20 protein-coding genes and 2 pseudogenes are annotated in these 22487 nt (G+C 43.9%); 11 read left to right on the forward strand and 11 right to left on the reverse strand.

Going from position 1 to position 22487, the window contains the following annotated elements:
* Window positions 1-103: 103 nt before the first annotated feature.
* Both ACRQ5D_RS08890 and ACRQ5D_RS08895 read right to left on the reverse strand, forming a co-directional pair.
* Window positions 104-1447 carry an APC family permease gene (locus ACRQ5D_RS08890; protein ID WP_432329736.1) on the reverse strand — a complete coding sequence of 448 codons (1344 nt, stop codon included), beginning with the start codon at window positions 1445-1447 and terminating at the stop codon, window positions 104-106.
* Between the two features lie 120 nt (window positions 1448-1567).
* Window positions 1568-3322 (reverse strand): M61 family metallopeptidase, encoded by a 1755-nt coding sequence (locus ACRQ5D_RS08895; RefSeq protein WP_091176080.1) that lies wholly within the window; start codon window positions 3320-3322, stop codon window positions 1568-1570.
* 183 nt (window positions 3323-3505) lie between these two features.
* Here ACRQ5D_RS08895 and ACRQ5D_RS08900 point away from each other — a divergent pair, with 183 nt between their 5' ends.
* From ACRQ5D_RS08900 to ACRQ5D_RS08945, 10 genes and pseudogenes are all read left to right on the forward strand, one after another.
* On the forward strand, window positions 3506-3973 hold the full coding sequence (locus tag ACRQ5D_RS08900) for a MarR family winged helix-turn-helix transcriptional regulator (protein ID WP_090533476.1): 468 nt from the start codon (window positions 3506-3508) through the stop codon (window positions 3971-3973).
* 7 nt (window positions 3974-3980) lie between these two features.
* Window positions 3981-5063 (forward strand): efflux RND transporter periplasmic adaptor subunit, encoded by a 1083-nt coding sequence (locus ACRQ5D_RS08905; RefSeq protein ID WP_091176077.1) that lies wholly within the window; start codon window positions 3981-3983, stop codon window positions 5061-5063.
* A gap of 6 nt (window positions 5064-5069) precedes the next feature.
* Window positions 5070-8228, forward strand: a complete 3159-nt coding sequence (locus ACRQ5D_RS08910; protein WP_091176074.1) for an efflux RND transporter permease subunit — start codon at window positions 5070-5072, stop codon at window positions 8226-8228.
* Window positions 8229-8288: 60 nt separating this feature from the next.
* Window positions 8289-9556 (forward strand): annotated as a pseudogene (locus tag ACRQ5D_RS08915) (TolC family protein).
* 41 nt (window positions 9557-9597) lie between these two features.
* Complete coding sequence (locus ACRQ5D_RS08920) at window positions 9598-9978, forward strand: response regulator (protein ID WP_091176071.1); 381 nt, start codon at window positions 9598-9600, stop codon at window positions 9976-9978.
* A complete protein-coding gene (locus tag ACRQ5D_RS08925; RefSeq protein ID WP_431199430.1) occupies window positions 9975-10220 on the forward strand; it encodes a hypothetical protein in 246 nt (81 codons plus the stop codon). The genes ACRQ5D_RS08920 and ACRQ5D_RS08925 overlap by 4 nt, the downstream gene beginning before the upstream one ends.
* A 41-nt stretch (window positions 10221-10261) precedes the next feature.
* A complete protein-coding gene (locus tag ACRQ5D_RS08930) occupies window positions 10262-10840 on the forward strand; it encodes an N-acetylglucosamine kinase (RefSeq protein WP_432328668.1) in 579 nt (192 codons plus the stop codon).
* A gap of 261 nt (window positions 10841-11101) precedes the next feature.
* Window positions 11102-12400: an IS110 family transposase gene (locus ACRQ5D_RS08935; protein WP_431199432.1), complete on the forward strand. Its 1299-nt coding sequence runs from the start codon at window positions 11102-11104 to the stop codon at window positions 12398-12400.
* 317 nt (window positions 12401-12717) lie between these two features.
* Entirely contained in the window at window positions 12718-13467 is a 750-nt protein-coding gene (locus ACRQ5D_RS08940) for a glucose 1-dehydrogenase (protein WP_091173618.1), read from the forward strand.
* Window positions 13468-13567: 100 nt separating this feature from the next.
* Entirely contained in the window at window positions 13568-14149 is a 582-nt protein-coding gene (locus tag ACRQ5D_RS08945) for a TetR/AcrR family transcriptional regulator (protein ID WP_091173150.1), read from the forward strand.
* Between the two features lie 19 nt (window positions 14150-14168).
* Here the strand turns inward: ACRQ5D_RS08945 and ACRQ5D_RS08950 are convergent, their stop codons facing one another.
* The 3 genes and pseudogenes from ACRQ5D_RS08950 to rsmI form a co-directional block, all read right to left on the reverse strand.
* Entirely contained in the window at window positions 14169-14765 is a 597-nt protein-coding gene (locus tag ACRQ5D_RS08950) for an apolipoprotein N-acyltransferase (RefSeq protein WP_432329737.1), read from the reverse strand.
* A complete protein-coding gene (locus ACRQ5D_RS08955; protein WP_432328670.1) occupies window positions 14720-15766 on the reverse strand; it encodes a hypothetical protein in 1047 nt (348 codons plus the stop codon). Before ACRQ5D_RS08955 ends, ACRQ5D_RS08950 begins: the two co-directional genes overlap by 46 nt.
* A 187-nt stretch (window positions 15767-15953) precedes the next feature.
* Window positions 15954-16681: pseudogene (rsmI, locus tag ACRQ5D_RS08960) on the reverse strand (16S rRNA (cytidine(1402)-2'-O)-methyltransferase).
* Between the two features lie 139 nt (window positions 16682-16820).
* Between rsmI and serS the strand changes: the two are divergent.
* Window positions 16821-18092: a serine--tRNA ligase gene (gene serS, locus ACRQ5D_RS08965; protein WP_091173159.1), complete on the forward strand. Its 1272-nt coding sequence runs from the start codon at window positions 16821-16823 to the stop codon at window positions 18090-18092.
* Window positions 18093-18296: 204 nt separating this feature from the next.
* Here the strand turns inward: serS and ACRQ5D_RS08970 are convergent, their stop codons facing one another.
* The 6 genes from ACRQ5D_RS08970 to ACRQ5D_RS08995 all read right to left on the reverse strand — a co-directional run bounded on the left by ACRQ5D_RS08970 (window position 18297) and on the right by ACRQ5D_RS08995 (window position 22369).
* Window positions 18297-19238 (reverse strand): nitrilase family protein, encoded by a 942-nt coding sequence (locus tag ACRQ5D_RS08970; protein WP_091173621.1) that lies wholly within the window; start codon window positions 19236-19238, stop codon window positions 18297-18299.
* A gap of 71 nt (window positions 19239-19309) precedes the next feature.
* Window positions 19310-20182 carry a helix-turn-helix domain-containing protein gene (locus ACRQ5D_RS08975; RefSeq protein ID WP_091173161.1) on the reverse strand — a complete coding sequence of 291 codons (873 nt, stop codon included), beginning with the start codon at window positions 20180-20182 and terminating at the stop codon, window positions 19310-19312.
* Between the two features lie 70 nt (window positions 20183-20252).
* Entirely contained in the window at window positions 20253-20726 is a 474-nt protein-coding gene (locus ACRQ5D_RS08980; RefSeq protein ID WP_091173164.1) for an HAD domain-containing protein, read from the reverse strand.
* Between the two features lie 16 nt (window positions 20727-20742).
* Window positions 20743-21003 (reverse strand): hypothetical protein, encoded by a 261-nt coding sequence (locus ACRQ5D_RS08985; RefSeq protein ID WP_432328673.1) that lies wholly within the window; start codon window positions 21001-21003, stop codon window positions 20743-20745.
* Window positions 21004-21205: 202 nt separating this feature from the next.
* The gene (locus ACRQ5D_RS08990; protein WP_256337522.1) at window positions 21206-22033 is read right to left on the reverse strand and encodes an N-acetylmuramoyl-L-alanine amidase; all 828 of its coding nucleotides are present in this window, start codon (window positions 22031-22033) and stop codon (window positions 21206-21208) included.
* A 180-nt stretch (window positions 22034-22213) separates the two neighbouring features.
* Complete coding sequence (locus tag ACRQ5D_RS08995; RefSeq protein ID WP_112656449.1) at window positions 22214-22369, reverse strand: lmo0937 family membrane protein; 156 nt, start codon at window positions 22367-22369, stop codon at window positions 22214-22216.
* Window positions 22370-22487 lie beyond the last annotated feature (118 nt).

Below are 22487 nucleotides of genomic sequence, written 5' to 3' on the forward strand. Positions count from 1 at the left end.
CGCCACGAATTTTTTCGAATTAATTGAATTACACGAATTTTTTTCTGTGCCACGATTTGTGAAATTCGAACTAATGTAACAGATAGCCAATATAATTCGTGTATTATTGGTTTAGTTCCGGCCTGCTTAGTTTGATGATTTGCCATGCAACTTCCGCGCTTGATAACGCTACCAAAGCAAATATAGCCGCCGAAAGTGCTTTTGGTGTCGAGCTTAATGCCCCGCCCAGCGCTACGCTGTAAACAATAAATGGCAGCAGCAAAACCAGGCACAGGCCGGTAACACCAAGCGGGATCCGGAAAGGCCGCTCTTTCATCGGCTCCTTGACGCGGAGCTTTACGAGGGCGATATACTCTAAAGAAAGCCCTGCACCGTAAACGGTTACATCAATAATGAGCAGATCGGCAAAGGTCCACAATACCATAAAACTTACAACTATGGAGCAAATGATGATGGAAACAAAAGGTGTTTTAAAACGAGAGTGCAGTTTGTTAACACCTTTTGGAAGTAAATTGTCTTCAGACATTACCTGTGGCACTCGTGATACCGATAACAATACAGCGGTATAGATCCCGAGGGTACTGGCCATACCGCCCGCTGCCACTACTATACCCAGCCAGTGCCCGCCAATCAATTCGCCCAGCGCAGGGAACCCGTTTTCGGTTAAGGTATCATGGTTAATGCCCGATTGCTGGGCAACCCAAATGGCAAAAAAGTATACCACCATTACCAGCACGAAAGCCGTAAAAATTGAAATAAGATATGAGCGTACGGGTTTTTCAACTTCTTCGGCATAGGTGGTTACATTATCCCAGCCCAGGCAGTTCCACATGACGGTGTACAGTGCCATGCCAAATGACGGAAAGCTGAGCCCTTTTAACGAAGTGGCAGGGATGTGCATCGGTCCGCTGTGGTGATAAATACCTAATGCTATCATTAATATAATAGGCGCAAGTACAGCAGCACTTAAAAACAGCGATACCCTACCCACCGGCATAATGCCTAAAATATTTAACCCGGCGGATGCCCAGATGATTACCAAACAAACCGGAATCTGAAAATTTAGCAATTCGGGGAAAAAGAAACCGGCGTATTGCACAAAAAGCACCGGGTAAATGGCAAGGTCGACAAAAGTATAGAGCCAGGTCCACCAGCCCTCAACAAACCCCCAGTGGGTGCCGAGGGCATATTTTACCCATTTGTAATAGCCGCCGGTAATAGGCATCATGCTGTTAAGCTCAAGCACGGTAAATATGGCTGGCACATCCCACATTAACGGGGTTATGAGCAGGATGATCAATGCCCCATGATCGCCTGCATAACTTAATAGTGGCTCAAGGCCATAAGGGCCACCGGATACAGTAAAAAAAATAACAGCGACAAGCTGTATCGGGCGTATTTTTTTAATGAGGTTGCAGAGGGCATAAGCTATAAAAATATAACTTATGCTTTAATATTTTAATTTTTTTGTTTGAGCCCTTATGTTGTGCTGAAGCAAGTTCGGAATGATGATACGAGGTAAAAAAAGGCCAGCTTCTCAGCCGGCCTTTTTCCTAAAAAAGCAATGTTATATGCTTAACCACTTTTTCCTAACAACCATTTGCTGTTCGGTTGGGCTATCAACAGTAACAATATTGTATTTAACGCGGTTGCTTTTCAGCAGGGTAACCGGTAAGGTCATAGCTTGCCCGTCGCGGGTTACAGTAACTTCAATTTTATCGCCGGGATTTTTACCATTGATCAGGGTTGCAGCATCAGTAACCAGGGTGCCGTCGATGGCGGTGATCTCGTCGTTTACGTTAATGCCATCAATATAAGCGGCAGTACCACGCTGCACGCTCGTAACAATAATTTTTTTAGCTGCGGTTGTTGTAGTAGTGATACCTAAAGCAGCATCGTTTTTATCGGCCAGTTCATCCTCTACTTTATAACCGGCATAACCTAAGTATTTATTATAATCGATAGGGGTTAGGCCATTGATGTATCTGGCATAAAAATCATCGAGTTTTTTACCTGCAAATTTTTCAAAGGCTGCTTTAAACTCAGCATCGGTATAACCGCGCTTTTTGATTTTATAATACTGGGTGTACATGTACTTCATGGCATCATCTAACGAGTATTTGCCTTTGCTGTCGTTGATGATCTCCAGATCGAGCATCATACCAATGATTGCCCCTTTGTTGTAGTATGAAATAGTAGTATTGTTAGAGTTTTCGTTAGGGCGGTAAGCTTTAATCCAGGCATCAAAGCTTGATTCGGCAACGGTTTGTACATTTTTTCCGGGTAGGTTTTCCAGAACATTGAACTCGCCCTCCAAAACATCAAAATAATTCTGAACCGGGAACAGTTGCGTACGGCGTACAATGATACCCTGGTAGTACTCGGTAAAACCTTCGGCTATCCACAAATTGGTAGTATAGTTTTCATTGTCATAATCAAAAGGGCCTAACACAATCGGGCGCAGGCGTTTCACGTTCCATAAGTGAAAATGCTCGTGGGCAACAAGGCCTAAAAAGCTTTGATATCCTTTGTCGTTGGTGTAGTTATCGCGAGATGCTCCTAAAACTGTCGAGCTCAGGTGCTCCAAACCACCACCATTACGTTGGCGGTTATGTACAATAAATACATAGTGTTTGTTAGGGTTTTCGCCAAAAACAGCTGCTTCCTGATCAACAATTTTGCGGATATCGGCTTTTAATTTTTCCTTATCATAATTGCCGCCTCCGTACATGCAAATTTCATAATGAACGCCTGATGCATCAAAGCCAAAAACATCCTGGTTGCCTACTTCAATTGGCGAATCGAACAGGATATCGAAGCTTGGTGATAAACGGGTAAACGGATCATTATTCACCATATCGAGGCTTGTTGAAACTTTATCCCAGTTTTTATATGGTTTGATATGTATAACAGCCGGCGAGTGCAGCATATTGGCCGGATAGATGAAAATACCGGTGGTTGAAAGGAAACCGTGTGATGCATCGATAAAACTGGTGCGAACTGAAAGCTCAAAAGCGTAAACCCTGTATTTTACCGTTACCGACGAAATTCCTTTTGTAACAATTTGCCAGGTATTCTTATTGATTTTAGGTGCTGCAATGGGTTTGCCGTTAGCTTCCGCAGTTAATGATTCGATGTTTTTTGCGAACTCGCGTACCAGGTATGAACCAGGTGTCCATACCGGCATTTTAAGCTCAAGGGTATTTTGCTGAAGGCTGGTAATATGCATTTCAATATCAGCATAATGGGCCTGGGCTTCAGGAAACGAAACATTGTAGGTAATCTGAGCGTTGGCGGCGGCTTTGCTGATAGTAGTACTCATAATAAAAATCGTTAGAAAAAATAACGTGCGTAGGTTGGTCAGTTTCATGGCCGCAATTTATAAAATATTATATAATCAGTTATGTATGTGGCGTTACAGCGCCCTAAACACCGTTGTAAAATGGTTGATACATGCAACTATTGTTGATATTATGCTATTAGTTTTACATCGATTTTTAAGTAAATGGAACTGATTGAACCTATTTCGCGCAAGCTGATACGCTTAGGTAAACTGTACCTTAATGTACTGGTAAAGCATACCGTTCACCTGGATGTTACCCGGTATCATTATATACTTTCGCTCATTTACTTCCATGACGGGCAACTTACCCAAAACGCGCTGGCACATCTGCTGGGCAAGGATAAATCGGCCATGGTAAGCATCATTAACCTGCTTACAGCAAAAGGCTTTGTTTACCGCGAAAACAACCCGAACGACAGGCGGCAGCAATTGCTCCGCGTTACCGATAAGGCAAAACTGGCCGTTCCGCAGATCATCGAAACATTTGAAGCCATCAATGCGGATATTACCGAAGGCATATCCGAAGCCGATATGCAGGTATTTGAAAGCGTACTTACCCGCATGCATAAAAATTTAAAACCATTGGTATCACCCGAAACAACCCTACAAGCTAAATCACACACGGATTAAACAAAGTATGAAAACGAAATATATTATTTACACGGCGCTGGCCCTGCTGGTTGCCTATTTAATTTACAATAAATTTTTTAGCGAAGGGGCAAAGAAATCGGCCGCGGCTATCGCTTCGGGTAAAGGTGATAAGAAAAAAGGCGGCGGCGCGGTAGGGGTTAAAGTAATGATAGTTAAAGATACCGCCGTAAACAACATTATTGATATTACTGGCACCATTGATGCCAATGAAAAGGTAAGCCTGATAAGCCAAACAGCAGGGAATATTACCGGGATCTATTTTAATGAAGGCACTAAAGTAACAAAGGGCCAGTTGCTGGTTAAAGTGTACAACCAGGACCTGGAAGCATCATTGCAGCAAAACCAGTACCAGGTGGCATTGGCAAAACAACAGGAAAGCCGCAACCGCCAACTGCTTCAAAAAGAAGCCATAAGCCAGGAGGAGTATGATACTTCATTAACATCATTAAATTCGTTAAAAGCTGCCGCAAATGTAATTAAGGCGCAGATTGCCCGTACCGAGATCCGGGCGCCCTTTTCAGGGACTATCGGTTTAAGGAATGTGAGCCCGGGCAGTTACCTCTCGCCATCATCGCCTATTGCCGATCTGGTTAATATCGATCCGGCAAAAGTAACTTTTGCTGTGCCTGAAAGGTACCTTTCTATACTCGGCCCCGGCAGTAAGATCAGGTTCAAAACAGAAAGCTCGATGGAGAGTTTTGTGGGTACAGTGTATGCCATTGACCCTTCAATTGATGCAAGCTCGCGCACTATTACTGTGCGCGCTAAGGCACCCAATCCTAAAGGGATCCTCACTGCGGGTAGCTTTGCCAAGATCAATTTAACGCTTGATCAAATTCCTAAAACCATTTTGCTGCCAACAGAAGCGGTTATTCCAGATTTAAAAAGCAGCCTGGTTTGGATCTACCACAATGGTAAAGCCATGTCAAAACCGGTAAAAACAGACCTGCGAACCGATACAAAGATCCAGGTTATTGAAGGCTTAAAGCCTGGCGACAGTGTGGTAGTATCGGGCCTGATCCAAATGCGGCCAAAAGTGCCTTTGAAAATTTTAAAAGTTATTAAATAAACCAATATGAGTTTATCCTCAGTAAGTATTAAGCGGCCGGTATTGGCAACAGTAATGTCTGTGGTTATTGTTGTATTTGGTATTATCGGCTATAAGTTTTTGGGCGTGAGGGATTTTCCTTCGGTCGACCCACCCATTATTTCGGTGTCAACCAGTTACTCCGGTGCCAACGCCGATGTAATTGAATCGCAGATCACAGAGCCGCTTGAAAAATCTATCAACGGTGTGCCGGGCATCCGTAACATATCGTCAACAAGTTCGGTAGGCCAAAGTAACATCACAGTTGAGTTTGACCTTGATGCCGACCTGGAAACTGCCGCCAACGACGTGCGCGATAAAGTGGGGCAGGCCCAGCGCCAGCTACCGCAGGATATTAACGCCCCGCCAGTAGTAACCAAAGCCGATGCCAGCGCCGACCAAATCATTACCCTTACCGTGAGCAGTGACACCCGTAACATCAACCAGTTGGATGATTACGCGGAAAATGTGCTGCTGGAAGGACTGCAAACCATCCCCGGTGTAAGTACCATTAACGTACAGGGACAGCGCCAGTATGCTATGCGCCTGTGGATAGACCCTACCAAGCTTTCGGCACTTGGCGTTACTGCTACCGACATTGGTGCGGCTTTAGCTAAAGAAAACGTAGAGTTGCCTGCAGGTAAAATCGAGGGTAATAATACCGAAGTTACCATCAGGGCTTTGGGCAAACTGGCAACTGAAAAAGATTTTAACAACCTCATTATCCGTGCCGACAGCAACAGGGTGATAAGGCTGAGCGATATTGGTTATGCTGTGTTGGGCTCTGCAAACGAGGAAACCATATTTAAAGAGTCGGGGGTGCCGATGGTTGCTTTGGCCCTGGTGCCGCAGCCCGGAGCTAATTATGTACAGATAGCCAAGGATTTTTATACCCGTTTAGAACAGATTAAAAAAGATCTTCCGCCCGATATTTCGGTGAAAGTGGCTTTGGATAATACGAGGTTCATTAACCAGTCGATATCTGAGGTGCAGGAAACACTGATCGTGGCCTTTGTACTGGTGGTAATTATCATCTACCTTTTCTTCCGCGATTGGCTGATAGCTTTCCGCCCACTGATAGATATCCCGGTATCATTGATCGGTGCTTTCTTTATTATGTACATCTTCGGGTTTTCTATTAATATCTTAACCCTTTTGGGGATAGTACTGGCGACGGGCCTGGTGGTGGATGACGGTATTGTGGTAACAGAAAATATCTATAAGAAGGTAGAGGCGGGCATGGCGATCCGTAAAGCGGCATTTGAAGGTTCGGCCGAGATCTTTTTTGCGGTAGTATCTACATCAGTTACGCTGGCAGCTGTGTTTTTGCCTATCGTGTTTTTACAGGGTTTCACCGGCCGTTTGTTCCGCGAGTTTGCGGTAGTGGTGGCCGGGGCTGTGTTGATATCGGCATTCGTGTCCCTGTCATTAACACCGATGCTTAACGTAAAGCTGATTCGCAAAAACCAAAAGAAATCAAGGTTTTATGAAAGAACGGAGCCGTTCTTCATTAATATGACCACTTCATATACCGAATCGCTCATTAAGTTCATGAAGCGTAAATGGGTATCATTTGCTATTCTTGCTGCATCTTTGGTTATCATCGGGATCCTGGTAAAAGTTATCCCATCCGAGCTTGCCCCGCTTGATGATCGCAGCTTGCTGCGTTATAGCGTTACCGGCTCGGAAGGTGCAACTTATGAGTACATGACCAAGTACATGGATAAGGTATCTAACCTGGTTGCAGATTCAATTCCGGAGGCCAATGTTAACCTTGAAATTGTTTCGCCATCATTTGGTGGTGGCGGTGCTTCAAATACCGGCTTTGGCAGGGTTGGGCTTGTTGCTCCTGATAAACGTGTGCGCACCCAGCAGGAACTTGCCGACTGGCTGAATGGTAAACTACGCAAAATGCCCGATGCACGTGCCATTGTGGTGCAGGAGCAAACTATCAGCGGCGGTGGTTCGGGCTCAAAAACCTCGTTGCCTGTGCAATATGTTATCCAAAACCAGGATTTTGAAAAGATCCGTAAAGTGCTGCCAACGTTTTTTGCCGAGGTATCCAAAAGCCCGGTTTTCCAGGGAACGGACGTTAATCTGAAATTTACCAAACCCGAGTTACGCGTGGTTACCGACCGTGAACGTGCCCGTGACTTAGGTGTTTCGGTTGATGATATTGCCCAAACGCTGCAACTATATTATAGCGCCGGCCGGCTCGACTACTTCCTGATAAACGGTAAGCAATACCAGGTAATAGCACAGGTTGACCGCGCTAACCGCGATCAGCCGCTTGATCTGAAATCAATTTATGTACGCAGCTCAAAAGGAACTTTGGTTCAACTGGATAACGTAGTTAAAACATCCGAGGGCGCTACGCCTCCGGCCATTTACCATTTTAACCGTTATAAATCGGCGACACTTTCGGCCGGTCTTGCTCCGGGTTATACCGTAGGTGATGGTATTAAGGAGATGGACAGGATCTCCAAAAGCTTACTTGACGATACTTTTAGTACCGCGCTAAGCGGCCCCTCACGTGACTATGCCGAAGGTTCGTCAAACATTCTTTTTGCTTTTGGCTTTGCCTTGCTGCTCATCTACCTGGTACTTGCGGCTCAGTTTGAAAGCTTTATGGACCCGCTTATCGTGATGCTTACCGTGCCGCTGGCTATTTCGGGGGCGTTTTTGTCGCTATGGCTGTTTAATCAAACCCTTAATATTTTCAGCGAGATCGGGATCATCACCCTTGTGGGGCTGGTAACTAAAAACGGTATTCTTATCGTGGAGTTTGCAAACCAACGGATGGAACAGGGCGTAGCCAAATACGAGGCAGTTATTGAAGCGGCAACGGCGCGTTTACGCCCAATATTAATGACCAGCCTGGCCGTGGTGCTTGGTGCCGTGCCTATTGCGTTTGCGCTGGGCGCCGGTGCAAAAAGCCGTGTTTCATTAGGTATTGTGATTATGGGGGGAATGCTGTTTTCGTTGGTGTTAACGCTTTATATTATCCCGATGATGTACCTGTTGCTGGCCGCTAAAACCCGTAAAGACCATGACCATAACCCTGAGGACCTGGCTGCTGAAGCTGAAATAGCCGAAGCTGCCCGTCACCCGCACCATCAAGAACCTAAACTGATCGAAAACTTGTAACGTAATATGATGATCAAGAAAATAGCCTGCCTGGTTTGTTGTTTCGCTGTGATATCAACCATGGCTTTAGCCCAGCAGGATGCGCCCTTACTTACTTTAAAAGATGCGGTAGAAATAGCACTGAAAAACAACTACAATATCAAGTTGTCGCAAAACAATTCAACCATAGCATCAAATAATGTTACACTTGGTAATGCAGGGATTTTGCCGGTGGTTACCGGTGACTTTAATGACAATAACAGTCGCCAAACAACCAAGCAAACCCGTAATGATGGTACGGTTAACAATATCCGCAATGCCAAAAACTCCAATAATAATTATGGTGTAAACCTTAACTGGACAATTTTTGATGGCTTTGCCATGTTTGCAAATTATGATTAGCTAAAGCAAGTAGATAAACTGGGTGTACTGCGATTACAGGATACCGTACAAAGGACGGTGGCCAGTGTTATCGATACTTATTATAATTTGATCAGCCAAAATGAACAGATCAAGGCATTAAAAGGAGCTATTGATATTTCCCGCACGCAGTTACGCATTGCCAATGATAAGTTTGCTGTAGGCAGGGCTTCGCGATTGGAAGTGTTGAATGCCCAGGTAAACCTGAATACGGATACCGGTAACCTGGTGATCCAGTACCAGCAATTCAAGACAGCAAAAATACGGCTTAATCAGTTACTGATCCGCGATCTGCAAACCGATTTTTCTGTTGCCGATACCATTATAGTTGATGAAAAGCTGGCACTGGCCGATGTGCTTAACAACGCGCAGCTTCAAAACCCGGCAATACTATCGGCACAAATAAACCAGCGCCTGGCCGAAATCAATCTTAAACAGGTGCGCGCTACACGGTATCCGCAGGTGGGGGTAACATCGGGCTATACTTTTACCAACAGCAAAACACCGGCAGGGTTTACATTGTCGCAAAATGTACATGGCTTTAATTATGGCCTCACGGCAAGCATCAATATTTTTAATGGCTTTAACCAAAACAGGCGCGAAAAAAATGCGAAGATCCAGATTGATAATGCGGGTATTGCCGCCAAGCAAACCAAACTGGATATTGAAAGCCAGATCAACAGCTTGTTTGTAGCATACCTTTCCGGCCTTGACCTGGTAAAACTGGAAGAAGCCAATGTAAACCTTAACAAAAAAACCTGGATATTACGCTTGATAAATATAAGTTAGGTAACATTACCCCGCTTGAGGTAAGGGAAGCACAGCGTAACTATCTTGACGCGCAATCAAAATTCTTTGCCGCGCAATACCAAAGCAAACAGGCCGAGATCATGTTAAAACAGATAACAAACAGTATTAACATCAAATAAAAAATATTTTAATAGTAAGTTTAAAAACTTATTTTTGAATCATGACCGCGCCTTTCAAAACCTGTATGCTTATTGATGATAACTACATTGATAGCTTTATAACGCGCCGGGTTTTGGAAAGCAGCAACTTTGCCGAAAATATTATTGTGCGTCAATCGCCAATGGAGGCCATTGAGTCGTTAAAAAGCGGATCGGTAAACCCCGACGTTATTTTTTTAGATATCAGGATGCCAATAATGACGGGGTTTGAGTTTCTGCACGAATTTGCCGGTTTGGATATCGCTAAAAAAGGAATAAAAATATATATGTTATCGTCATCGCTTGATCCTACCGATATCAGGGACTCGGAAGATAATAAGCATATTACACAGTTTATTCATAAGCCACTTACTGTTAAAGCGCTCGAAGAAATTTGTCAATGATCTTAGTAGCAGATAGCGGATCATCAAAAACTGATTGGCTGCTGACCGTTTCAGACCAGGAAACCCGTTCGTTCCTTACCGCCGGGCTAAACCCGTATTTTTTAACCGAAAAAGAGATAGCCCGTATCATCCTTGAACAGGCCCCGGATATGGTTGCGCTTGCCGCAGAGATCTCTGAGATATATTTTTTGGTGCCGGGTGCAGCAGCCCCGACCGGCACGAAATTGTATCAAATGCCCTGAGCACGCATTTTAATAAAGCCTATATCAGTGTTGACAGCGATTTGCTTGGATGCGCTTATGCAACCTGTGGTCATGAAAAAGGCATTTGTTGTGTGCTGGGAACCGGCAGTAACATCTCTTTTTTTGATGGTGAAGACATTTACGACGGACAGCATGGCCTTGGTTTTGTTTTGGGCGATGAAGGCTCAGGCACCTGGTTTGGCAAAAAGCTGATCACTGATTTTTTATATGGTAATATGCCGTATGATATCAGCCAGAAGTTTGATAAGGCCTACCACCTGAACAAGGAGATCGTGATCAAAAATGTGTATCAAAAGCCGAATGCCAATACTTACCTGGCATCATTCAGTAAGTTTGTAAGCGAAATAAAAACTACCGAATACGGGCATTCCATGCTGGTTGATGGGTTGGTGGAGTTTATTGAAACCAATATTAAATCGTACCCCGAATACCACAAGTATAAATGCCACTTTGTGGGCTCCATAGCTTATTCGTTCTCCGAAGAACTTATCTCATTATGTCACCTGCACGGCGTAAAAACCGGCAAGATCATCAAACACCCCATCAATGACCTGATGGCCTTTATCCTGAAAAGGAATGAAATGGCAACGGAAGAGTAGGCAGAATTATACCCGCGACAAAATTAGAACCGGGTCATGCTGAGTGTTTAAATCCGTGGCCTCTGAAGGTGAAATGACATAGATTTGCTGAACCGTGCAGTGTGGCCGACCGAGTTATAGTGCTTATTGCCTGTTGCTGAGTATGGTTCCGAAGCAAGAGTCTGAAGGTATGGTACGATCCCTTGTGTGGGTGATTTGTCCGATGGGTAGCCTGTCTTTTCTTTAAACTCCTTCGGGCACGGTTTAAAAAGCGTTATAAGTATGGAAAAGATGCATTTTCATGCGGCAGGTATAGATATTGGAGCCCGCAAGGTATTTGTGGGTCTTGAAGGCCAGCCGGTTCGTTCGTTTGAGACTTTCACCAGTGATCTGGTATCACTTAAGAACTATTTATTGGAGCATAAGGTAAGTACAGTGGCAATGGAAGCCACAGGAGTATACTGGTATGTACTTTACGATATTCTTTTAGATGGGGGATTGGATGTGTGGCTTGTTGACGGAAGACAGACCCGCCAGTTACCAGGCAGGAAAACAGATGTAAAAGATTGTCAGTGGATACAGCAATTGCATAGTTATGGCTTGCTGAACCGCTGTTATGTATCCGAAGGTCATATCAAAGAATTGCGTAGTTATCAGCGCCTTCGTGAAGATCATCTTCGGAGTGCGGCCATGCATGTGCAACACATGCAGAAGGCCCTGATAGAAATGAATATCCGTTTGCCGGAGGTATTAAGCCAGGTCCATGGAGTAAGCGGGATGGCGTTAATCGATGCGATACTGCAAGGCGAGCGAGATCCTGATAAGTTGTTTTCACTTTGCCATAAAAAGATCAGGGAGAATAAAGGGGAAGAGCTATTGAAAGCCCTGCAAGGTCATTATACAGCGCAAGGGCTTTTTTCATTAGGTCAGGCCTATAAGGCTTATGGTTTTTATCAAGGCCAGATAATGGAATGCGACAGCCAGATTGATAGTGTTTTACAACGGATCAACAGGGATAAGAACCTGCCGCCGGGAATAAGCGAAGGAAAACGCAAGGCGATCCGTCACAACAAACCTCATATCAACAACCTGGGAGATCATCTGTTAAAAATATTTGATGGTAAGGATGCAACTAAACTTCCGGGTATTACAGATTACAACTGGTTACAGTTATACACAGAGGTGGGTTCGGATCTTAGCCGATGGCCAAGTGAAAAACATTTCACAAGCTGGCTTGGTTTATCTCCCGGCCAGGACCGTTCAGGGAAAAAGAACAAAAGTAAAAGTAAGGGTAAACCGGCCGTTGGGCAAATATTCAAACAAATGGCCCATGGATTATTGAACAGCAAGTATATCGGCTGGGGTTCATTTGCAAGAAGATTAAGAGGCAGAAAAGGTCCGGCAATAGCTATTAAAGCAACGGCCAGAAAACTGGCCGCTCAATACTGGCGTTTAATTGTAAAAGGAGCCGACTTTGTGGAAAAAGGGCTGCAAGCCTATGAAAATATCATTAAGGAACAGAAACAAAGGCGATTAGAAAAACTCGCCTTTGAATTAAATAGGGAACTTGTACCTGCTTAAATTATTATGTCATGGGTAGCTTGTCGAAGCATAGTGGGCAGGCCTCTGCGCGCGAGTCTTCGACAAGCTCAGCATGACCCGGCCCTATTTTGTCATTTCGTCTTCTACAGCCCAGGATTTAAATAATTCAATATTTCACCATTCCTAACTCTTCGTGGAACGCAGTTTTGTAGGTTATCTGTCTTTAGCGCCGCCACCATATTTAGCCAACCCCATTTGTCATCCCAGCCTAATAAAAATTAATTCAGGAATGATTGTTCCAAAATGAGTTTATATTTGCGGAACGATTGATCCAAATTAAATTAATCTTCCAGAAAATGAAAAAATTAGAAAACAAGGTTGCAGTAGTAACAGGAGCTTCAAAAGGTATTGGCGCAGGTATAGCTAAAAGCCTGGCTTCGGCAGGTGCTGCGGTAGTTGTAAATTATGCATCAGATAAAAACGGTGCTGATAAAGTAGTGGCCGAAATTACCGCCGAAGGTGGCAAAGCTATCGCCGTGCAAGGCAGCGTAGCAAAAAAGGCCGACGTTGACCGTCTTTTTGCCGAAACCAAAGAGGCGTTCGGTGGTGTTGATGTTTTGGTGAACAATGCAGGTGTATACCAGTTTACACCGATAGAAGTTGTAACCGAAGAAGAATTTCACCGCCAGTTTGATATCAATGTACTGGGCTTACTGCTTGCAACCCAGGGAGCGGTAAATAGCTTTGGCGATAAAGGTGGCAGCATAATTAACATAAGCTCAACGGTAACCCGTATTACTCCGCCGCAAAGTGCTATTTATACAGGTACTAAAGGTGCGGTTGATTCTATTACACAAGTTTTGTCAAAAGAGCTTGGCCCTAAGAAGATCCGTGTAAATGCTATTAACCCGGGCATGGTTGAAACCGAAGGCACACACACAGCAGGTTTTATAGGCAGCGATTTCCAAGCTGAGCTTGAAAAAACTACACCGCTTGGCCGTATCGGTCAGCCGGATGATATTGCACCTGTTGCCGTATTCCTGGCATCTGATGATTCACGCTGGTTAACCGGCGAAATTATCCTTGCAAGTGGTGGGGTAAGATAATTATGCCGGTAAGGCCCGTTAAGCACAAACGGGGTATAAGATTAAACAATTAATTAAAAATGAATAGCTTTGCCTGCAAAACGGGTAAAGCTTTTCTGTTATGGCACGAAGTAAAGATTTTGATGAAGCCGAGGTATTGAGCAAGGCCGTTTGCATTTTTTGGCATAAGGGCTACAATGGCACGTCTATGCAGGATTTGGTTGATGGCCTTGGCATAAGCCGCTCAAGCTTGTATGATACTTTTGGTGATAAACACGCTTTATATATTAAAGCTTTGGATAGCTATCAAAAGGCAGGTGGAAACCAGATGTGTGATATTATCAATAATACGGCATCGGCCAAAGAGGCTATACAAAAGCTTTTGGAGCTTACCATGCGCGATTTGCTGAACGATGAGCAACGTAAAGGTTGTTTTATGGTAAATGCCGAGATTGAACTGGCGTCGCTGGATGCTGAGGTTAAGGACCTGATTTGCCGGAATGAGCAGCAGTTTGAAGATGCCATTCTTAGTGCCATAAAAAAAGGGCAGGCAAGCGGTGAGGTTCGTAACTCCCAGGATTCCCTGGCATTGGCCCGGTTCATCATGAATGCGGTAAGGGGCATGCAGGTGTCAGCCAAAGCCACCGCCGATAAGGCTTTTTTTGATGATATTATAAAAACCACCCTGTCTGTACTTGATTAGCCATTTATGGGTTGAGTTTTCAAACCGTTAAGGTTTGCTTCTTCCTCAATCTCATCCCCAGTAAAAATAATATGCCAATGCCTGCAAATATACTGCCGGCTTGCGGGATATAATCGCCGTGTTTAACATAAAATGTGAGCTCACTATTAAGGTTGATATCTTGCTTGATCGAGGTTTTAGTCCACCATTCTGTATGTTTAACCACATCGCCGCGCTGGTTGATAAACCCGGAAATACCGGTATTGGCCGACTGACAAACCCAGCGGCGGGTTTCGATAGCCCGAAGTTTGGCATAATCTAAATGCTGGTCCTTGCCCGATGTGTTTTCCCACCAGCCATCGTTAGTAATAATAGCGATGAACTGGGCCCCTTTTTTAACTGAGCGGGCAATGTACCCTCCCCATATGGATTCATAACAAATAACCGGATCGACCCCGATACCGCTTTGCGAATAAAGCACTTTTGCATCCTTTTCGGGAGCATAGTTGCCGGTAGCACCGCCTAAATGTTCAAATACGGGTTTCAGGAATGAAAGTGCATCGCCAAAAGGCAGTGATTCGGCCCCGGGGACTAACCGTGATTTATGGTAAGTTTGAATCCTGTCGCCATTTTCAATATTGAGGGCTGTGCTGTAAAAGTCTGCGAACTGGTCGCCTCCCCATGGTGAGGGAACCGCCGTTGGGGTTGCCCTGTTGTTATATAGCCTGTATGTTTCGGCGCCGGTAACCAGGTTGCCATTAGGATATTTCCGTAAAAAAGCTGGGCCTGCCTAATAAAATCATTTTGGCCTATCTGTTCCTCGTTGATATAAACAGGCGCGGGGATGGCTGTTTCGGGCCATATAAAAAATTCGGTATTGGGTTGGGCCACCTGTCTTGAAAGCTGGATCAGGATATCAAGTTGTGAAGCAGGGGGAATGGTACCATCTTTCTCGTACGGATCTATATTGGGCTGGGCAATAACGATGTTTGATGGGTTTACTTCTTCAACATAGTTATGATAAACCGATAATGAATAGCCAAGAGGCACTGTTACAACAATTACAATCGCCATGATCAATGCCATTCTGTGGCGTTTGGTTTGAGCTCCGCGAAGACTTGTATAAATTAAAAAAGCCAGGATATTTACAACCCAGATCCATAAAGTTCCGCCGTAAACGCCGGTATATTCATACCATTGAATCCATTGGTGCGATACGGCAAAGCCGTTACCAAGCGTCATCCACGGAAAGTAAAGGTCCCAGCTTTGGTGCAGGTATTCATACCCGATCCAGAAACAGATTAAACCTATCAGTGCTATCCAGCGTGGGACGACCAGTCTCAACCTGTAGTATAGCCAGAAAGCAGTTGCCATTAACAGCGGCCCCAGCGAATAGGGGACAAGGGTAATGGGTATGGCCACAATCTCCCCCACTATTTTAAGTGCATTATAAACCCAGTAAACAGATAATGAGTTCCAGATAAAAAAGCCGATAAAAGTTACATTAAATGCCCGTTTGCCTTTTTTGGGCTTTTCATCATTAATGATATTTTCAACAGCCAGCAGCATAGGCACAAAGCCAATGAAAAGTAAAAACGTAGTATAAGGAGTAGGTGGCCAGGCTATCCATAAAAGCAAGCCAGATAGTATGGCTAATGGTAGATTTTTTTCATGTAGAGTGACAAGAATTATGCTGTTGTCGCTTATATTTAAAATTGTAAAATGTCATTGCGAGCGTAGCTTGGCAATCGCACGGAAGCAAAGCAATTCTGTATAGCATGCGATTGCTTCGTGCCTCGCAATGACATGCGGGAGAGTTGAAGTTTTAATCTTCTTCCTCATCCCTTTCATATTTCCCTTTTGCCGGTTTAGCCGCTGCGCCGGCCACGCACATCACAAACTCGCCTTTCATGGGGTGCGTTTCAAAGTATTGTTTTACTTCAACTACAGTGCCACGCACGGTTTCTTCAAACATTTTGGTAAGCTCGCGGGATACCGAGATCTGCCTGTCGGCCCCAAAATAGGTGGCCATTTCATCCAGTGTTTTTAACAAACGGTGGGGCGACTCATATAGTATGATGGTCCGCTCCTCTTCGGCCAAAAACTTGTACCGGGTTTGACGGCCTTTTTTAATGGCAAAAATCCCTCGAAACAAAACTTGTCGGTAGGAAAGCCCGAATTTACCAGGGCCGGCACAAATGCGGTAGCGCCTGGCAGACATTCCACAGCGATATTAAATTTTAAAGCTTCGCGTACCAGGAAAAAGCCCGGATCGGATATAGCCGGTGTACCGGCATCCGAAATGAGCGCGATATTTTTCCCCTGCAGCAAAAACTTAATGATCTCGTTGCTTGATTGATGCTCATTATGCTGATGATGCGCGAATACTTTTTGATGGATCTCGAAGTGTTTCAACATCGGGGCGGAGGTACGGGTATCCTCTGCCAGTATCAGATCAACCTCTTTCAACACGCGGATAGCCCTGAAGGTCATATCCTCCAAATTACCTATCGGGGTGGGGACTAAATATAGTTTGCCTATGGGATTGTTCATGTTGTTTGAGTCGATGGTCGATAGTCGATGGTCCATGGCTCTTCATCATTTCCGGTGCTTACACCGCTAACGTAAATTACTATGGACTATGGACTATGGACTATGGACTTATTTATATCTTTGCCTAAAAAATAAAATAATGCTGCAAGTTAGTTATATCCGTGATAACCGGGAACAGGTTTTGGAACGTTTGGCTGTAAAAAATTTTAAACAGCCCCAACTGGTTGATGAAATAATTGAACTGGACGACAAACGTCGCTCCACTCAAACCAGCATGGATAATGTTTCGGCCGAGGCCAATGCAGCTGCAAAACAAATAGGCGAGCTGATGCGTGCCGGTAAAAAAGAAGAAGCTGAAGGCCTTAAGGGCAAAACCGGCGCATGGAAAGAAGAGATCAAAAAGCTCGGCGACCTGCTTACCATTACCGAAGAGGAACTTTACCAGAAGCTGGTATTGCTGCCCAACCTGCCTCATAGTTCTGTACCCAAAGGCTTAACTCCTGAAGATAACGAGGTAGTATTGGAGAACGGCACCAAGCCGGAGTTGCCTGCCGATGCGCTACCGCATTGGGAGCTCGCGGCAAAATACAACCTGATTGATTTTGAACTGGGTGTTAAAATAACCGGCGCCGGTTTCCCCGTATATAAAAACAAAGGGGCTAAGCTGCAACGCGCTTTGATCAATTATTTTATTGATGAAGCCGAAAAAGCAGGCTACAGCGAAGTAAGTGTGCCGCTTATGGTAAACGAAGCATCTGGCTTCGGTACGTCACAGCTGCCGGATAAAGAAGGACAGATGTACCATGTTGGTATCGATAACCTGTACCTGATCCCTACCGCCGAGGTGCCTATTACTAACCTGTACCGTGAAGTGATATTGAAAGAAGATCAATTGCCTGTACGTAACTGTGGCCATACACCTTGTTTCCGCCGCGAGGCTGGTTCATATGGTGCGCATGTACGCGGCTTGAACCGCCTGCACCAGTTTGATAAAGTAGAGGTAGTAACCATTGCCCATCCTGATAAATCATACGAAATATTGGAGCTAATGAGCAGCCATGTACAGGGCCTGTTACAAAAGTTAGGTTTACCATACCGAGTATTACGCCTTTGCGGTGGCGATATGGGCTTTGGCTCTGCCTTAACTTATGATATGGAAACCTGGAGCGCGGCACAACAACGCTGGCTGGAAGTTTCATCAGTATCAAACTTTGAAACCTTCCAAAGCAACAGGCTTAAACTGCGGTTCCGCAATGCCGATGGTAAAACACAGTTAGCACATACGCTAAACGGCAGCGCGCTGGCCCTGCCGCGTATTGTTGCTACTTTGTTAGAGAATAACCAAACCGAGAAGGGGATTAAAGTACCGGAAGTACTTGTGCCTTATACTAAGTTTGAGTGGATTGATTAGCCCCCTGCCCCCTAAAGGGGAGGTCAAAAATATAGCGCCCCGGTAATTCCTATGCCGGGGCGTTCTTTATGCATTTCTTATTTCTTGCGCTCGTTTTCAACGAGTGCTTAACATGGGTTAGCGTTTATAACGCGACTGGCGATGCAATCACCAAACCACATTAAGCACTCATTACAAATGAGCACAAGTTGTTGAGGCCTAATATCAAAGCCAAACTACTTTTTGAAAGCTTTCATGTTCACGGCCGATGATATCCCGGTATAGATCGGGCTTGCGTGCCTGGATATAACGATATCCGCCTGCTTTTGTCAGCTTATCAGGAGTTATTTCGGCCAAAACTAATTCATTGTTTAATGATCTGCATTCGGCTATAATATCACCATAAGGGTCGATGATCATGGAGCAGCCATTTTTTAGCTGATCATCGTCCATACCTATCGGATTGGCGAATACTGCATAAATTGCGTTATCATATGCCCGGGCGGGCAGCCATTTCATTAGCCATTGCCTGCCTTTAAGGCCGTCAAATTCCTGGCGAAGTAACAGTGCATTTGCTTCTTTGTCTTTCCATAATTCCGGGTCAACAAAACCGGCGCCCGGTCGGGTTGATGGTGTGCACATGGTAACGTGCGGCATAAAAATAACCTGTGCACCGAGGAGAGTAGTTGCACGTACATTTTCAATTATATTATTATCATAACAAATTAATATGCCGCATTTCCATCCATACAAATCAAATACAGTATATGCTGTGCCGGGTAAAAGATGCGGGTTGATAAAAGGGTGCAGCTTACGATGTTTGGCAACGATCCCGGTTTTGTCAACGCATACATATGCCTTGAACAAGTTATCATCTTTGTCCTTTTCAAACAAACCGGCCAGTATGGCAATGTCGTATCGTCGGGCGTATTCTGTTAACGCAGCGATGCTCGGTCCGTCCGGAATTTCTTCGGCCAGCTCAAGCATTTGTGCTTTATCAAGTTTCCGGGCAAAGGTATAGCCTGTTATCGAGCATTCATGAAAAGCTATCGCTTGGGCGCCTTGTGCGGTGGCATCCGCTGTCATTTTTTCAATAACTGATAAATTATAAGCTTTATCACCGCTTCTGTTTTCAAATTGAGCAGTGGCGATTGTTAGGTTTTCCATACGCTGATCATCTTTTTTCAAAACTACCAGAGCTATACCGAAAAGCATTGTAAAAAACCGACAAACGCAATTTAAACGAGCGGCATAAAGTTTATAGCCAACAGATGATGATTGGCTTTGTATTGAAGAGGAGTAAGACCTGTATGTTTCCGGAAAAAATTATTAAGATGCGCCTGGTCATAATATCCGCAGGCATAACTCAATGAGCTTAGCTCTTTTGTTGAAGATAGTTTTTGAAGTTGTTTAAGATAGGTTTGAAACTTAACGGCGTCAATATACTTTTTAGGGGAAATACCTACTTCCTCATTGAATTTGCGCTCAAGTTGCCGTTCGGTTACTGGCATCACATCAAGTAAATTTTTAACGTTAATAATACCCTTGTTTGCGTGAATGATGTTTATGGCCCGATCTGTAATGTCTGCATGTTTTCTTTTCGAAGCCATTTTGTTCAATAAAAATTGCTCGGTAATTACCGTGGCCGCCGGGAGGTTGGCCGCGTTTGCGATTTGGTCTTCAAAATCAAAGGCTTCCTGCCCGAAAAGATCTTTTAATGTTACCGTATTGTTATTTAACTCATAGGCCGCCACACCAAGTAAAGACAACAAAGCATTAGGTTGCAAAACCACAATCAGCATAGCCAGTTCACCGGCCGAAATAATATCATTATAGCGGGTTATTTGCCCGTAAACAAAACTGCCGGGTTGCTTGCTGGCAACCGTGTGTTGCTGGTTGTATTGGAATAAAGGATCTTTTAAATGAAACACCATCCCCGGGTTACCGTCCGAAAACAGGCGGTAATTCATAGCAACCCGCTGATTATGCGCTATAATTAAATAGTGCTTAACGATACCCGAAAGCAAAGGATGTGGTGCTATTTGCATGGTAATGTTGAGCCAGACCCTAAAAATAAATAAAAATGTGGAACCGTAGGCGATAGCTTTCACCCATGATAGGTTAAAAAAGGTTCATAATAAAGCCCCGGTGCATTGCGCCGAGGCTTATGTTATTGTTTACTTAAGAAAAAGTAAAATTCCTGTTCCTTAAAATAGAAATGGCATCTTCTGCAAGATCCTCTGTTAGTCCTACCGATGGGCTGGTTAAAACAAGGTTATGCTTTATATATTCAGGCAGTCCATTTAACATTTTATCATCGTCGATAATCACAAATTCTTGACTCGGTTGATGTTTTTTCTTATACCATTCCAATATTTCTTCAGTACGTGTCTTCTTTAAACTATTTGTCGTCAATCGATGAACCTTTTTAGGGCTAATTCCCCTGGTCTTTAACAGATCTTTCCATTCGGCGACCTTATACTTCGATTTATGTGAGGTAGTTAATATTACAGAGGCATTAGTTTCCGCTATAATATGTTGAAGCGCCTTTACGGCCCTTGAATTAAATACGGGAAAGCCATCGGGCATAAACTCGGGTTTCTTCCACGAGTTTGCTGGGACTAATACTCCATCAATATCTAATAAAATCCACATAATACAAAATTACTACTTATTCGTCATTAGATGTTATTCGTCTTAAAAATTCCAATTCTAATTTATTGTATTCCGCATCTAATCTGTTTAGGTGTTCAATTCCAGCCGCGGAATCCCAATCATTTTCATCAAATTCAATTTGGCTCCATGGGGTTTCTTTGGTTGCAGATGTTAAGTTAGTTTCTACTTGTCCCAACTCGAAATTCATGATCAAAGAACTTAAATATCTGTGATGTCCATCTATAATCAAGTTACCGCATATTTTTATTTCTGTCAAATTTTACGAGATGTTCCATCTTGCTGCACATTCTTGAAATTATGGGGATAGATAACCTGGGTTGCGTCGGAATAAAGGGAATATCATTAGCTGCAATAAATTCCAAAATAAATTGTTGTGTAATTTTCTTCATTTATGTGATATTAAATGTCGGCTTAGGCTATTCTTAATGTAATTCCCACTTCCTCAGGATCCGGAGATCTCAATATTTCCTGTAAACGTTATAAAGAATATTCAAATCTAGCTGGGTCATTACCGGTGTTTCATCCGTTTGTACAAAGTGACGCTTAAAGGCAACAATGGCTACCGGGAGATTGCTGATATCATAGCCAATCAGCTTAAGTGCTGTAGCATAATCAAAATTATCGGGCGGAAGTTCAAGCAGTTCTTCTCTCCAAAACCCAAAACCTTTTTGAGCTAATAGTTTCCATGGAAATAATGGCCCCGGATCGGGTTTGCGCAATGGCGCTATATCCTGGTGCCCTATAAAATTAGCCTGCGGAATGTTGTAGGCTTTTTTGAGCTGAGCCAATAAAGCAAGCAGGCTTTTTACCTGTACATCATTAAAAGGCTCGTGCCCATTATTGTCAATCTCAATGCCGATGGAACAGCTGTTCATATCGGTAATACTGCCCCATTTGCTGATGCCGGCATGCCAGGCCCGCAGGTAATCATTAAGCATGTGGTAAACCTTGCCGTCTTTACTTACTACATAGTGCGCGCTTACCTGTGGCTTTACCAGGGTAAAAGTATTGAGGGTTTGCTTAACCGAGTCCTGAGCTGTATAGTGAATGATAACATAGTTGGGCTTGCGCAGGTTGAAATTCACGGTGCCAACCCACTCCGAAGGGATGGCGCCTCCCGCGCTGTCAACCAGCATGGCAGGCTGCTCGCGGCTAATTACCTCTACTAATGAATCGGTTTGATTGTTGTATACTTTACTAGTGGCCGCGAACGGTTGTACTTTAGGCGAGCACGCGCTGATGGTGGCTACAACGGCCATAAATAAAAAAACGTATATATTTTTCAAACCTTGATTCTCCTGATTAAAGATTCCTCCCTAATGATTTAAACAAGTATACAAAAAACCTTGATCCATTTGATTTAAAGACTTTCTGATTTTATCAGGTAGTCCACAAATCAATTAAATCAAGGCTCAGATAGCTTACCTCGTTGGAGATAGCCTGTCAGTTTTATATTTTCAACAGCGTTATATAGCTGTCGACCGCCTTATTACACCTAACAAAATCGCGATAATAGCTATTACCAGCAAAATGTGGATAAGGCTGCCTACTGTTGTGAAAAATACGCCGATTGCCCATCCTATTATAAGGATGACTGCAATTATATACAGGAGTGAGTTCATAATAATTTGTTTTAATTAATGATTTTCATAGATATTAGTATAATAACTATGATGACTGAAAAGTTTTAAATTTTGTTTTTTTTAGGGGAGATACAGCTCATTTAACGTTGTGTTTTGT

The organism is Mucilaginibacter sp. P25 (assembly GCF_050859465.1).
GTDB classification, from domain to species: Bacteria; Bacteroidota; Bacteroidia; order Sphingobacteriales; family Sphingobacteriaceae; genus Mucilaginibacter; species Mucilaginibacter gossypii.

What these genes read in the sequence shown, in the direction of transcription:
- ACRQ5D_RS08895 (WP_091176080.1), bottom strand. Translation starts at nt 3,322, where the DNA reads ATGAGTACTACTATCAGCAAAGCCGCCGCCAACGCTCAGATTACCTAC.
- ACRQ5D_RS08900 (WP_090533476.1), top strand. Translation starts at nt 3,506, where the DNA reads ATGGAACTGATTGAACCTATTTCGCGCAAGCTGATACGCTTAGGTAAA.
- ACRQ5D_RS08905 (WP_091176077.1), top strand. Translation starts at nt 3,981, where the DNA reads ATGAAAACGAAATATATTATTTACACGGCGCTGGCCCTGCTGGTTGCC.
- ACRQ5D_RS08910 (WP_091176074.1), top strand. Translation starts at nt 5,070, where the DNA reads ATGAGTTTATCCTCAGTAAGTATTAAGCGGCCGGTATTGGCAACAGTA.
- ACRQ5D_RS08920 (WP_091176071.1), top strand. Translation starts at nt 9,598, where the DNA reads ATGACCGCGCCTTTCAAAACCTGTATGCTTATTGATGATAACTACATT.
- ACRQ5D_RS08925 (WP_431199430.1), top strand. Translation starts at nt 9,975, where the DNA reads ATGATCTTAGTAGCAGATAGCGGATCATCAAAAACTGATTGGCTGCTG.
- ACRQ5D_RS08935 (WP_431199432.1), top strand. Translation starts at nt 11,102, where the DNA reads ATGGAAAAGATGCATTTTCATGCGGCAGGTATAGATATTGGAGCCCGC.
- ACRQ5D_RS08940 (WP_091173618.1), top strand. Translation starts at nt 12,718, where the DNA reads ATGAAAAAATTAGAAAACAAGGTTGCAGTAGTAACAGGAGCTTCAAAA.
- ACRQ5D_RS08945 (WP_091173150.1), top strand. Translation starts at nt 13,568, where the DNA reads ATGGCACGAAGTAAAGATTTTGATGAAGCCGAGGTATTGAGCAAGGCC.
- serS (WP_091173159.1), top strand. Translation starts at nt 16,821, where the DNA reads ATGCTGCAAGTTAGTTATATCCGTGATAACCGGGAACAGGTTTTGGAA.
- ACRQ5D_RS08970 (WP_091173621.1), bottom strand. Translation starts at nt 19,238, where the DNA reads ATGGAAAACCTAACAATCGCCACTGCTCAATTTGAAAACAGAAGCGGT.
- ACRQ5D_RS08980 (WP_091173164.1), bottom strand. Translation starts at nt 20,726, where the DNA reads ATGTGGATTTTATTAGATATTGATGGAGTATTAGTCCCAGCAAACTCG.
- ACRQ5D_RS08995 (WP_112656449.1), bottom strand. Translation starts at nt 22,369, where the DNA reads ATGAACTCACTCCTGTATATAATTGCAGTCATCCTTATAATAGGATGG.